Origin of the sequence: Pseudomonas moraviensis (genome assembly GCF_900105805.1) — a bacterium.
Lineage (GTDB): Bacteria > Pseudomonadota > Gammaproteobacteria > Pseudomonadales > Pseudomonadaceae > Aquipseudomonas > Aquipseudomonas moraviensis_A.
This window is the reverse complement of the sequence record NZ_LT629788.1, coordinates 3,504,709-3,516,460: the sequence shown is the minus strand read 5'-3', so window position 1 is coordinate 3,516,460 and position 11,752 is coordinate 3,504,709. Positions and strand designations below refer to the sequence as shown.

The 11,752-nt window shown below is 58.7% G+C and carries 14 protein-coding genes; 12 read left to right on the top strand and 2 right to left on the bottom strand.

Features of this window, described 5'->3' with window-relative positions:
- Positions 1-55: 55 nt before the first annotated feature.
- Positions 56-1,405 carry an OprD family porin gene (locus BLU71_RS15685; protein WP_042607294.1) on the bottom strand — a complete coding sequence of 450 codons (1,350 nt, stop codon included), beginning with the start codon at positions 1,403-1,405 and terminating at the stop codon, positions 56-58.
- Between the two features lie 889 nt (positions 1,406-2,294).
- Here BLU71_RS15685 and BLU71_RS15680 point away from each other — a divergent pair.
- Positions 2,295-2,720: an HIT family protein gene (locus tag BLU71_RS15680; protein ID WP_065616723.1), complete on the top strand. Its 426-nt coding sequence runs from the start codon at positions 2,295-2,297 to the stop codon at positions 2,718-2,720.
- A gap of 3 nt (positions 2,721-2,723) precedes the next feature.
- Positions 2,724-2,930 (top strand): SlyX family protein, encoded by a 207-nt coding sequence (locus BLU71_RS15675; protein WP_016773495.1) that lies wholly within the window; start codon positions 2,724-2,726, stop codon positions 2,928-2,930.
- Between the two features lie 64 nt (positions 2,931-2,994).
- Here BLU71_RS15675 and BLU71_RS27940 read toward each other — a convergent pair whose 3' ends face one another.
- Entirely contained in the window at positions 2,995-3,597 is a 603-nt protein-coding gene (locus BLU71_RS27940; protein ID WP_042607292.1) for a cold-shock protein, read from the bottom strand.
- Positions 3,598-3,907: 310 nt separating this feature from the next.
- Between BLU71_RS27940 and BLU71_RS15665 the strand changes: the two genes are divergently transcribed.
- From BLU71_RS15665 to tolQ, 10 genes are all read left to right on the top strand, one after another.
- The gene (locus BLU71_RS15665) at positions 3,908-4,378 is read left to right on the top strand and encodes a Dps family protein (RefSeq protein WP_016773497.1); all 471 of its coding nucleotides are present in this window, start codon (positions 3,908-3,910) and stop codon (positions 4,376-4,378) included.
- 181 nt (positions 4,379-4,559) lie between these two features.
- The gene (locus BLU71_RS15660) at positions 4,560-4,898 is read left to right on the top strand and encodes a ribbon-helix-helix domain-containing protein (protein ID WP_042607291.1); all 339 of its coding nucleotides are present in this window, start codon (positions 4,560-4,562) and stop codon (positions 4,896-4,898) included.
- A 130-nt stretch (positions 4,899-5,028) separates the two neighbouring features.
- The gene (locus BLU71_RS15655) at positions 5,029-5,250 is read left to right on the top strand and encodes an FmdB family zinc ribbon protein (RefSeq protein ID WP_042607290.1); all 222 of its coding nucleotides are present in this window, start codon (positions 5,029-5,031) and stop codon (positions 5,248-5,250) included.
- 97 nt (positions 5,251-5,347) lie between these two features.
- Positions 5,348-7,123: an aspartate--tRNA ligase gene (gene aspS, locus BLU71_RS15650; protein ID WP_064365013.1), complete on the top strand. Its 1,776-nt coding sequence runs from the start codon at positions 5,348-5,350 to the stop codon at positions 7,121-7,123.
- 119 nt (positions 7,124-7,242) lie between these two features.
- Complete coding sequence (locus BLU71_RS15645) at positions 7,243-7,989, top strand: YebC/PmpR family DNA-binding transcriptional regulator (RefSeq protein WP_024014089.1); 747 nt, start codon at positions 7,243-7,245, stop codon at positions 7,987-7,989.
- A 155-nt stretch (positions 7,990-8,144) separates the two neighbouring features.
- Positions 8,145-8,672, top strand: coding sequence for a crossover junction endodeoxyribonuclease RuvC (gene ruvC / locus BLU71_RS15640; protein WP_083353443.1), 528 nt, complete (start codon positions 8,145-8,147; stop codon positions 8,670-8,672).
- A gap of 114 nt (positions 8,673-8,786) precedes the next feature.
- Positions 8,787-9,395 (top strand): Holliday junction branch migration protein RuvA, encoded by a 609-nt coding sequence (gene ruvA / locus BLU71_RS15635; RefSeq protein WP_024014088.1) that lies wholly within the window; start codon positions 8,787-8,789, stop codon positions 9,393-9,395.
- The gene (gene ruvB / locus BLU71_RS15630) at positions 9,396-10,457 is read left to right on the top strand and encodes a Holliday junction branch migration DNA helicase RuvB (RefSeq protein ID WP_024014087.1); all 1,062 of its coding nucleotides are present in this window, start codon (positions 9,396-9,398) and stop codon (positions 10,455-10,457) included. It begins immediately after the preceding gene.
- 126 nt (positions 10,458-10,583) lie between these two features.
- Positions 10,584-11,051, top strand: a complete 468-nt coding sequence (gene ybgC, locus BLU71_RS15625) for a tol-pal system-associated acyl-CoA thioesterase (protein WP_064365011.1) — start codon at positions 10,584-10,586, stop codon at positions 11,049-11,051.
- Entirely contained in the window at positions 11,041-11,736 is a 696-nt protein-coding gene (gene tolQ, locus BLU71_RS15620; protein ID WP_008080223.1) for a protein TolQ, read from the top strand. The genes ybgC and tolQ overlap by 11 nt, the downstream gene beginning before the upstream one ends.
- Positions 11,737-11,752: the final 16 nt, after the last annotated feature.

The following is an 11,752-nucleotide window of genomic DNA, read 5'->3' as shown; positions in this document are numbered from 1 at the left end:
AAAGGCCCATCGGAAGATGGGCCTTTTTTTATGCTTTGAAACTAACCACTGACGATTACAAGATGTTCAGCGGGTACTCGGTGATCAGGCGGAACTCTTTGACATCGCCTTCACCTTCGTCAGCGTTGGCAACGTGCCAGGCTTGACGAATGCGGAAGGAAAGATCTTTGGCCGGGCCGCTTTGAACAACGTACTTGGCTTCAAAGTTGGTTTCGTGGTGTTTGCCATCATCACCATACAGACCGGCGTAAGCGCTGCCCGCTGGAGTGTTGGTACCGTCGATATCCCAACCTTTGACGTAACGAACCATGAAGCTCAGGCCAGGAACGCCGTACTCGGCCATTTTCAGGTCGTAACGGGCCTGGACGGATTTCTCGCCTGCGCCGTTGAAGTCAGAGTACTGGATGGAGTTGGCGAGGAAGATCGAGTCGCCACCACGGTTGTTCTTGCCCACGCCGATGTAGTCGAACGGGGTGTCGCCGTTGACCTTCTGGAAGGCGAGGGTAAAGGTGTGCGCTTTGAGGAACGACAAAGCGGTTGCCAGGGAGAACGTGGTGTTGCTGATGTCACCCGCTTCGGCACTACCGGTGTCGGTGGTGCGGTAGATGTTGAAGTCGGTGTTCAGCGAAGTGTCACCACCGAACGGAGTGGTGAGGTTCACGTTGGCGTAGTACTGGTTCCAGATGTCTTCCAGTTTTGCGCCGTACAGCGATGCACTGAGGTTGTCAGTGATCGAGTATTTGCCGCCGAAGTAGTCGATGTTGTTCGCTTCAACACCAGCGTAGGTAGCGTAGAGGCCACCATCGCGGGCGTTCTTGTCCTGGCTGGAGCCGGAGTAGAAGTGACCGGCTTCGAGGTCAAGGTCTTTCACTTCGCTGCTCTGCAACTGGAAGCCAGTGGCAGTTTGCGGAAGGATGCGGGAACCGCCGACAGCGAACACCGGAGAAGTGCTTGGCTGCATGTCGCCGAATTTCAGTTCGGTCTTGGAGACGCGGAACTTGATGGAAGCGCCTGCCTTGCCCTGACTGTCATTGACGTCGCGGCCATAGCCGTTGGCCTTCACGGTATCGCTACGGCTCATGTTGCCAGTACCGGAAGTACCGTCACCGCCATCCAGTTTCAAGGCCAGATAACCGTATGCATCAATACCTACACCCACGGTGCCCTGGGTATAACCGGAGGTGAAGTTGCCGAGGAAGCCCTGGGTCCAGTCTTTCTGGTCGCGGCCACCGTTCTTGTTGTCGCGGTTGAAGTAGTAGTTCTTCAACGTCTCGGTGAGTTTCGCGTCTTCAACGAAACCTTTGGCTTCAGCCTGGTCACTGACAAACGGGGCGGCCGTAGCCAACTGCGAACTGGCTGCTGCTGCAACGGCCAGTGCGATCATGCTCCACTTCATCACGCGCATCGTGATTTGCTCCTTTGGTTTTAGAAGAGTACTGCCGTCCCACCTGTTTTATTATCTGGGCGGCTCTTTCTTTTTGTGTCGGCGCAAACTTATATCACGCCGACAATGTTGGCGATACTTGCGAAACCAACCTTTCAGCTTCTTTACGGCGTTGTCGCGAAAGGAGCGCTGGATGTCGCAAATTCACAGTACCAATGCAGCCTGACTGACAACTTCAATCGCTGTATCCGGGCCTTTTTGCATCGATAAAAAGAGTCCCTGGCAAAACACTTGAATCTCCATCGGGCAACCCTGCCACTGTTTTTATTGGCTTCAGCCGACCACTTCCAGTGGTGCGCTTTTAGTCCATACGGTTACGAATGCAACAAGCGTGCACAAACCGCAAAATCGGTGCGGTTATTTTTTCGTGTGCCGCCCGCATATGTGAAAACCTTGTGAAAACGGGGCCTCGGGCCTGTTTTGTCGCGGGCTTGACGAGATTCTCCCAATCGTGTTGCAACGCACCAAAGATGCGCAGGACAACCAAAAACGTTACCGGTTCACCCCGCCGTGAGTATTTGGCGGATGCCTGACCCAGTGAGCGTAGACCCGTTGTGCAGTTTTGGTGCAAAAAAAACACGATCAAGCCTGGAGCGATCGAGCGAGGACTGACTCGAGACTCGGCAGATCAAGGATTTTCATGCGTCTCTTCACGTTCAGGCTCATGTCAGGGGCGGTGTTGGTGCGCGGATGGGATAAATGTCTCATGTCGGAGCGCCTGGCGATTTAGCGCCGGAGGCAGCGTGAAGCCCGCTGCATTCGCAGGTATGCTGCCGCTCTGTCGCTTGGCGCGCCGGTTTTCGGAACCGGCCGCTAAGCTGAGTCATATGATCAGCCGGGAGTACGTACAGTGTTTGCTTTGGATTCACGACTTCAACAGGACACCCTGGTCATCGGCGACTTTCCGTTGTGCCGGCTGTTGCTGTCCAACGACAGTAATTACCCGTGGTTCATCCTGGTGCCTCGCCGCGAGGATATAAGCGAGTTGTTTCAGTTGGATGTCGCCGATCAGCAGCAACTCTGGCGGGAAACCACCACCCTTGCGGAATTGCTCAAGGATTCGTTCGATGCCGACAAGCTGAACGTGGCGACCCTGGGGAACGTTGTCAGTCAATTGCACATGCATGTGATCGTGCGAAAACGCGACGATGCCGCCTGGCCTGCGCCGGTCTGGGGCAAGCATCCGGCCAAGCCGTACAACGGGGACCAGGTGGCAGCCATTCGCGAGCGCTTGCGACTGGTACTGACTGAAGAATTCACTTTTGTGGAGGGCTGAGTCATGAGCCTCGAAGAACGCGTTACCGACCTGGAAAGCCGTCTGGCCTTTCAGGATGACACCATTCAGGCATTGAACGATGTGCTGGTGGCCCAGCAGAGGGTTATCGAGCGCCTGCAATTGCAGATGGAAGCGCTGATCAAGCGTCACGAGGAAATGGTCGGGCAGTTTGGTGCTTTTGAAGAAGATGCACCGCCGCCGCATTATTGAGCCATTCGGCAGGCACAAAAAAACCGCGAACAGTCAGGCTGCTCGCGGTTTTTTTTGCTTTGGATCAGCGACGCGGCAGGGCGGCGATCACGTCCTCGGCTTGCAGGCCTTTGTCGCGGTTCATCACCGAGAACTCGACGCGCTGGCCTTCGACCAGGACGCGATGGCCTTCGCCACGAATGGCGCGAAAGTGCACGAAAATATCATCGCCGGAGTCCCGGGAGATAAAACCGAAACCCTTGGAAGTGTTGAACCACTTCACGGTGCCGGTATCGCGATTGCTCATGTCATAGGTAGTCGGCGCGGCGGCCGGTGACGATTTGTAGAAGCTGACGGCCAGGTGCAGCAGCACGGCAACCAGCGCAATCGCCAGGCTGAACAGCACGGCCGGCTGGCCAGCGATGACCGGCATCGGTGCGATCAGGGTCAGGGTTTGCAGGACGACGGTCAGCACCAGCAGCGCGCTGACCAGATTTTGCAGATGCTGGCGCGGGCCTTTGTTCCAGTAGGGAATTACTGGAGCGATGACCAGGTTCAGCAGGCCGAAAAAGGCCAGGTAAAGTGCATCGGGCTGTTGCAGGTAAGGAACGGCTTCGGCTTTCAGGCTGGGTATGAACGACAGCAGCAAGGCTGCTGCGCCCATTAGCAGGTGGACGATTTTCAACATTTTGATTGGCTCACGTTATGACGGCTCACAAGGAAGAGCTGAAGGCGCACGGTTCGCTTCAGGACAAAATAAGAGGCGGTGGACACGTACACTGATCAGCCTATGCGCAACACCCCGGAAAATGGGGGGTGGCGACACACTCCCTATTTAACAGCAAAGCCTGCGGCTACTCAAATCAGCCCGGCCAGCGGCACGGAAACGGTCGATTTGTCGCAGTCTGATCACCGATTCATAGCTGCGAGCCAGCGCTTGCCTTGCTAAAGTGGGGCTGAACCTGCTGGATGAATTCAATCACTGTTAGGGGGTAAGCATGGCAATTGATATCGGTATCAGTGAAGAAGACCGCAAATCCATCGTCGAAGGTCTGTCGCGACTGCTGTCGGACACCTACGTGCTGTATCTGAAAACCCATAACTTCCACTGGAACGTCACTGGCCCGATGTTCCGCACGCTGCATCTGATGTTCGAAGAGCAGTACAACGAGCTGGCGCTGGCCGTCGATTCGATCGCCGAGCGTATTCGTGCGTTGGGCTTTCCGGCGCCGGGTGCTTATGCGACCTACGCGCGGCTGTCCTCTATTAAAGAAGAGGTCGGTGTGCCGAGCGCCGAGGACATGATCAAGCAATTGGTCGAGGGCCAGGAAGCGGTGACCCGCACCGCGCGGGGTATTTTCCCGCTGCTGGACAAGGTCAGCGACGAGCCGACAGCCGACCTGCTGACCCAGCGTATGCAGGTGCACGAGAAAACCGCCTGGATGCTGCGCGCGCTGCTCGAGGAGTAAGTCGGCCGGTGCGGGCGCCGTCAAGCCGTCCGCACCCTGTCCAGGCTCTTACCATTGTCGTTGGCTTATCCTACGAGGCTGGTCAACAAGTCGTATGGCGATAACTTTGTCACTGGGTTTTTATGAAGGCGCAGGATGTTGCCTTATAAATCAGCAGTCATGGCAAAGGAGTGTCAACGCTATGGTAGAAGGAGACAGGCGAAGCGACAGGATGTCGGCTTCGCGGCACGTAATAAAGGTCGATCCGTTTGTCAGCGAGTTCGACATGAACCTGATCCGGCCCTTGTCCCGATCAATCCGGCTCAACGGTTTCGCGACCTGCCTGCGACTCGAGCAGGTCTACTGGAACATCCTCGGCGGCATGGCCGAGGACAATCATTGTACGATCAGCACATTGTTATCCCACGTCGATCGTGAGGTGCATCTGCGGCACGGCGGGGTGAAGAACTTCAGTGCGCTGATTCGGGTAGTGTGCGTCATGAACGGGATCAAGGATCTCGCACCCGGCGTTTCGCGCTGAAACGGCAGGTACAACGAGGTTGCGGCCTGTGCAGTGTTACGGCTGCACAGGGCGCATTTAATCGATATAATCCCGCGCTTTCGCCGCAAAGCCCTGCGCGCGGCAGCAATCCGATCGCCGAGACACCCTCATGCCAATGTACGATTACCAATGTGCTTCCTGTGGTCATCAGTTGGAAGCCATTCAGAAGATCAGCGACGCACCGCTGGTCGACTGCCCTGCCTGCCAGGCGCCAGATCTGAAGAAGCAGCTGTCCATGCCGGGTTTTCGCCTCAGCGGCAACGGTTGGTACGAGACCGATTTCAAGACCGGAGCCAAGAAGAATCTGGCCGGTGGCGACAAAGCTGACTAGGGTTCAAACCCTGAACGAACGACACGCGTGAGTGGCCGCATTGCTTGAAGCGACGGTTACTCCACCGAATTTCGAATTACGAGAAGCGAACGACACCATGATGCGCAGCCACTATTGCGGCCAACTGAACGAAAGCCTGGAAGGCCAGGAAATTACCCTTTGCGGATGGGTCCACCGTCGCCGCGACCACGGCGGGGTGATTTTCCTCGATATCCGTGATCGTGACGGTCTGGCCCAGGTGGTGTTCGATCCGGATCGCGCCGAGAGCTTCGCCGCCGCCGATCGCGTGCGCAGCGAATACGTCGTGAAGATCACCGGCAAGGTGCGTCTGCGTCCGGCCGGTGCGACCAACGCCAACATGGCGTCGGGCATGATCGAAGTGCTGGGTTATGAACTGGAAGTGCTGAACGAGTCGGAAACCCCGCCGTTCCCGCTCAACGAGTTCTCCGACGTTGGCGAAGAAACCCGCCTGCGCTATCGCTTCCTCGACCTGCGTCGTCCGGAAATGGCCGAGAAGCTGCGTCTGCGTTCGCGCATGACCACCAGCATCCGCCGCTTCCTCGACGAGAACGGCTTCCTCGACGTCGAAACGCCGATCCTGACCCGTGCCACCCCGGAAGGTGCGCGTGACTATCTGGTGCCGAGCCGCACCCACGCCGGTTCGTTCTTCGCCCTGCCGCAATCGCCGCAGCTGTTCAAGCAGCTGCTGATGGTGGCCGGCTTCGACCGTTACTACCAGATCGCCAAATGCTTCCGTGACGAAGACCTGCGTGCCGACCGTCAGCCGGAATTCACCCAGATCGATATCGAGACCAGCTTCCTCGATGAAAAAGAGATCATGGGCCTGACCGAGCAGATGATCCGCAACCTGTTCAAGGAAGTGCTGGATCTGGAATTCGGCGAATTCCCGCACATGACCTTCGAAGAGGCCATGCGCCGCTATGGTTCGGACAAGCCGGACCTGCGTATTCCGCTGGAACTGGTCGACGTTGCCGACCAGCTCAAAGAAGTCGACTTCAAGGTATTCAGCGGCCCGGCCAATGATCCGAAGTGCCGTATCGCCGCACTGCGCGTTCCAGGCGGGGCGAGCATGCCGCGCAAGCAGATTGACGATTACACCAAGTTTGTCGGCATCTACGGTGCCAAGGGCCTGGCGTACATCAAGGTCAACGAGCGCGCAGCCGGTGTTGAAGGTCTGCAATCGCCAATCGTGAAGAACATTCCTGAAGACAAGCTCAACGTGATCCTCGATCGCGTCGGCGCAGTCGACGGCGACATCGTGTTCTTCGGTGCCGACAAGGCCAAGATCGTCAGCGAAGCCCTGGGCGCGCTGCGTATCAAGCTCGGTCACGACCTCAAGCTGCTGACCTGCGAGTGGGCGCCAATGTGGGTCGTCGACTTCCCGATGTTCGAAGAGAACGACGACGGCAGCTTCTCCGCGCTGCACCACCCGTTCACCGCACCGAAGTGCACCCCGCAGGAACTCGAAGCCAACCCGGCCGGCGCGCTGTCCCGTGCGTACGACATGGTGCTGAACGGCACCGAGTTGGGCGGCGGTTCGATCCGTATCCACCGCAAGGAAATGCAGCAAGCGGTATTCCGTCTGCTGGGCATCAACGAAGCGGAACAGGAAGAGAAATTCGGCTTCCTGCTCGACGCGCTGAAGTACGGTGCACCGCCGCACGGTGGTCTGGCCTTCGGTCTGGACCGTCTGGTGATGCTGATGACCGGCGCCCAGTCGATCCGTGAAGTGATCGCCTTCCCGAAAACCCAGAGTGCTGCCGACGTGATGACGCAGGCTCCGGGCGTGGTCGACGCGAAGGCATTGCGCGAGCTGCACATTCGCCTGCGCGAAACGCCAAAGGCTGAGTAAGACGGGCCTGAAGGCGCATCTTCGGATGCGCCTTTTTTCTTTCTCAGGTCGAATTTTTCAATTGCCGGCCGCTGCCTCGGCAGGGCGGGCAAGGTTTCAAAGAGCATTCGGAGCAAGTTATGGCAGGTCATTCCAAGTGGGCAAACATCAAGCACCGCAAAGAACGTCAGGATGCCAAGAGGGGCAAGATCTTCACCAAGTGGATCCGTGAACTGACCGTTGCCGCCCGTCAGGGCGGCGGTGATCCGGGTTCCAACCCGCGTTTGCGTCTGGCGCTGGACAAGGCGTTGAGCGCCAACATGAGCCGCGACATCATCGACCGCGCCGTCGCGCGCGGTGCCGGTGCCACTGAAGCGGACAACGTTGAAGAACTGACCTACGAAGGCTACGGCCCGGGCGGCGTGGCGGTGATGGTCGAGTGCATGACCGACAACCGCAACCGCACCGCCGCAGCTGTGCGTCACGCGTTCAGCAAGTGTGGAGGCAACCTCGGCACCGACGGTTCGGTGGCGTATCTGTTCGAACGCAAGGGCCAGATCAGCTTCGCCCCGGGCGTCGATGAAGACGCGCTGACCGAAGCGGCGCTGGAAGCCGACGCCGATGACGTGGTCACCCACGAAGACGGTTCGATCGACGTGTTCACCTCGTTCACCGGTTTCTATGCGGTGCGCAACGCGCTGGAAGCGGCCGGGTTCAAGGGCGACGACGCGGAAATCGTGATGCAGCCAACCACCAGCGCCGAACTGGATCTGGAAGGCGCGGAAAAAGTGCTCAAGCTGATCGACATGCTCGAGGACCTGGATGACGTGCAGAACGTCTATTCCAACGCGGATATCCCGGAAGACGTCGCTGCTCAGTTGGGTTGATTAGCGACTAGTCTTCCCTGTGGGAGCGAGCCTGCTCGCGAAAGCGGTGTGTCATTCAGCACCTGTGTTGCTGATATACCGCGTTCGCGAGCAGGCTCGCTCCCACATTTGCTATTGGGTGTCAGGTAAATCGTTTTTATGAATCTGCAGGCGTTATGACTCTAATTCTTGGTATCGACCCCGGTTCGCGCATCACCGGTTACGGGATCGTTCGCGATACCGGGCGGGGCGGCTGCATCTATGTGGCTTCGGGCTGCATTCGCACCGGTTCCGGCGAGCTGCATGAGCGTCTGCAGATCGTCTATCGCGGCGTTCGCGAGATCATCAAGACCTACGGCCCGGTGACCATGGGCATCGAAAAGGTGTTCATGGCGAAAAACGCCGACTCGGCGCTGAAGCTCGGTCAGGCGCGCGGCGCTGCGATTGTTGCTGGCGCTGAAGAATGCCTGGAAATTGCCGAGTACACCGCCACGCAAGTCAAACAGGCCGTGGTCGGCACGGGCGCGGCCAATAAAGAGCAGGTGCAGATGATGGTCATGCACATGCTCAAATTGATCAGCAAGCCGCAAATCGACGCCTCCGACGCCCTGGCGATCGCCATCTGCCATGCGCATACACGCTCGAGCCTGCTCCCCCACGGTCTGGGAACCGCACGCAGTCGTGGCGGGCGCCTGCGTCTCTGATAGCATCAGCATCAATTTTCCTGAAAGTGGCTTTTCGGTGCCTGTGTTGCCGGCGCGCAAGCCCCCTTCAATCGTCGCCAGCCCACGGCTGGCCAGCGCTCAAGGATTTCAAACGTGATTGGACGCTTGCGCGGCACCCTGGCTGAGAAACAGCCGCCGCACCTGATTCTCGATGTAAACGGCCTCGGCTATGAGGTGGAAGTGCCGATGACCACCCTTTATCGCCTGCCGTCGGTCGGTGAACCGCTGACCCTGCACACCCACTTGGTCGTACGCGAAGATGCGCAATTGCTCTATGGTTTTGCCGGCAAGCGTGAGCGAGACTTCTTCCGCGAGCTGATCCGTCTCAACGGGGTCGGGCCGAAACTGGCGCTGGCGCTGATGTCGAGCCTGGAAGTCGATGAGCTGGTGCGTTGCGTGCAGTCTCAGGACACCTCGGCGCTGACCAAGGTGCCTGGGGTTGGCAAGAAGACTGCCGAGCGTTTGCTGGTCGAATTGAAAGACCGTTTCAAAGCCTGGGAAACTTCGCCGGCGATGTTCGCGCTGGTGCCGAATCAGCCGGACGGCCCGGCGCCGGTCAACAGCGCCGAGACCGATGCCGTCAGTGCGTTGATATCCCTGGGCTACAAGCCGCAGGAAGCGAGCAAGGCGATTTCCGCGATCAAAGACAAGAACCTGAGCAGCGAAGACCTGATCCGCCGCGCTCTGAAGGGAATGATTTAAGTGATTGAAGCTGACCGTCTGATCGCCGCCGCGCACAGCCCGCGCGAGCGCGAAGAAGTCCAGGACCGGGCGATTCGTCCCGTCAGCCTGGCCGATTACATTGGCCAGCCGACCGTGCGCGAGCAGATGGAACTGTTCATCCAGGCCGCCCGTGGCCGTAGCGAATCCCTCGATCACACCTTGATCTTCGGTCCGCCGGGTCTGGGCAAGACCACGCTGGCGAACATCATTGCCCAGGAAATGGGCGTGTCGATCAAGAGCACCTCGGGCCCAGTGCTCGAGCGTCCCGGTGATCTGGCCGCATTGCTCACCAATCTCGAGCCGCACGACGTGCTGTTCATCGACGAAATCCATCGACTGTCGCCGATCGTTGAAGAAGTGCTGTATCCGGCGATGGAAGATTTCCAGCTCGACATCATGATCGGCGAAGGGCCGGCGGCGCGCTCGATCAAGCTGGATCTGCCGCCGTTCACTCTGGTCGGTGCGACTACCCGCGCGGGCATGCTGACCAATCCGCTGCGTGACCGCTTCGGTATCGTCCAGCGCCTGGAGTTCTACAGCACCGCCGACCTGGCAACGATCGTCAGCCGTTCGGCGGCGATTCTGGGTCTGCCGCTGGATCCGGAAGGTTCGTTCGAGATCGCCCGTCGTGCTCGTGGCACGCCACGAATTGCCAACCGGCTGCTGCGCCGAGTACGCGACTTCGCCGAGGTCCGCGCCAAGGGCCACATCACCAAAGCGGTCGCAGATCTGGCGCTGAACCTGCTGGATGTCGACGAACACGGTTTCGATCACCAGGACCGGCGACTGCTGCTGACCATGATCGAGAAGTTCGACGGCGGCCCGGTCGGGATCGACAGTCTGGCGGCGGCAATCAGTGAAGAACGCCACACCATTGAAGACGTGCTCGAGCCCTATCTGATCCAGCAGGGCTATATCATGCGCACACCCCGGGGCAGGGTGGTGACGCGCCATGCCTACCTGCATTTCGGTTTGAACGTTCCATCGCGTATGGGTGAGATGCCCGTGGCAGACGAGTTTCTCGACGCCGTGGACGATTGATACACATTTGTTGGTGATTTATTCAGGGTTTGTACGGTCATAGGACGGTACTTTTGCGTTATAGCTTTGAAACCACGAAAAACAGTTGTCTGCCGGATTGGCAACCTGAGGAGTAAGCACTAGAGTATGCGCGCGCAAAACGGGCTTGGGCCGTTCGCACATCGTTGTCGCGTTTATTACGAGGACACCGATGCGGGCGGCATCGTGTATTACGTTAATTACCTCAAGTTTATGGAACGGGCTCGAACCGAACGGCTACGGGAACTGGGCTTTGCCCAATCGCAGCTGGCCGGAGAGGACCTGTTGTTCGTCGTGCATTCCAGCGAAGCGCGCTACCACGCGCCGGCGCGACTGGATGACGAACTGCTGGTAAGCGCTGATGTAACCGAATTGAACCGTGCCAGCCTGCGCTTCAGACAGCAGGTCAGGCGGGCCACGGATAATGTGCTGCTCTGCGAAGGGCAGTTTTTGGTGGCCTGCGTGCGCACCGACAGTTTGAAACCCCGGGCCCTTCCCGAAGACCTGCGTGCGGCCTTTGCCGACGCGGTCGGCCCGGGTACACACTCAGAGCAGGAGATAAAGCGTGGAAGCTAACGTCGTCGACCATTCCTCCATGTGGAGCCTGGTCAGCAATGCCAGCATCGTGGTGCAGTTGGTAATGTTGACCCTGGTGGCCGCATCGGTGACCTCATGGATCATGATCTTTCAGCGCAGCAACTTGCTGCGTGCCGGTCGACGCGCCCTGGAGAGCTTCGAAGAGCGCTTCTGGTCGGGTATCGATCTGTCCAAACTATACCGTCAGGCCGGCAGCAATCCCGATCCGGATTCGGGCGTCGAGCAGATCTTCCGTGCCGGTTTCAAGGAGTTCTCCCGTCTGCGTCAGCAGCCAGGTGTCGATCCTGAAGCCGTGATGGAAGGTGTCGCTCGTGCCATGCGCGTGGCCATCTCCCGTGAAGAAGAGAAGCTGGAGCAGAGCCTGCCGTTTCTCGCCACCGTCGGTTCGGTCAGCCCGTACATCGGTCTGTTCGGTACCGTCTGGGGGATCATGAACTCCTTCCGCGGTCTGGCCAGCGCCCAGCAGGCGACCCTTGCCACCGTTGCCCCGGGTATCGCCGAAGCCCTGATCGCCACGGCGATCGGCCTGTTCGCTGCGATCCCGGCGGTCATCGCTTACAACCGTTTTGCTGCACGCAGCGAAACCTTGCTGGGCCGCTACTACACCTTCGCCGATGAATTCCAGGCGATCCTGCACCGCAAAGTGCACACCAGCGAAGAATAAGCAGGTATTTCCCGAT

Excerpts from the sequence above, each read along its gene's own strand:
- BLU71_RS15685 (WP_042607294.1), bottom strand. The coding sequence starts at position 1,405 with ATGCGCGTGATGAAGTGGAGCATGATCGCACTGGCCGTTGCAGCAGCA.
- BLU71_RS15675 (WP_016773495.1), top strand. The coding sequence starts at position 2,724 with ATGAGCCTCGAAGAACGCGTTACCGACCTGGAAAGCCGTCTGGCCTTT.
- BLU71_RS27940 (WP_042607292.1), bottom strand. The coding sequence starts at position 3,597 with ATGTTGAAAATCGTCCACCTGCTAATGGGCGCAGCAGCCTTGCTGCTG.
- BLU71_RS15665 (WP_016773497.1), top strand. The coding sequence starts at position 3,908 with ATGGCAATTGATATCGGTATCAGTGAAGAAGACCGCAAATCCATCGTC.
- BLU71_RS15660 (WP_042607291.1), top strand. The coding sequence starts at position 4,560 with ATGGTAGAAGGAGACAGGCGAAGCGACAGGATGTCGGCTTCGCGGCAC.
- BLU71_RS15655 (WP_042607290.1), top strand. The coding sequence starts at position 5,029 with ATGCCAATGTACGATTACCAATGTGCTTCCTGTGGTCATCAGTTGGAA.
- aspS (WP_064365013.1), top strand. The coding sequence starts at position 5,348 with ATGATGCGCAGCCACTATTGCGGCCAACTGAACGAAAGCCTGGAAGGC.
- BLU71_RS15645 (WP_024014089.1), top strand. The coding sequence starts at position 7,243 with ATGGCAGGTCATTCCAAGTGGGCAAACATCAAGCACCGCAAAGAACGT.
- ruvC (WP_083353443.1), top strand. The coding sequence starts at position 8,145 with ATGACTCTAATTCTTGGTATCGACCCCGGTTCGCGCATCACCGGTTAC.
- ybgC (WP_064365011.1), top strand. The coding sequence starts at position 10,584 with ATGCGCGCGCAAAACGGGCTTGGGCCGTTCGCACATCGTTGTCGCGTT.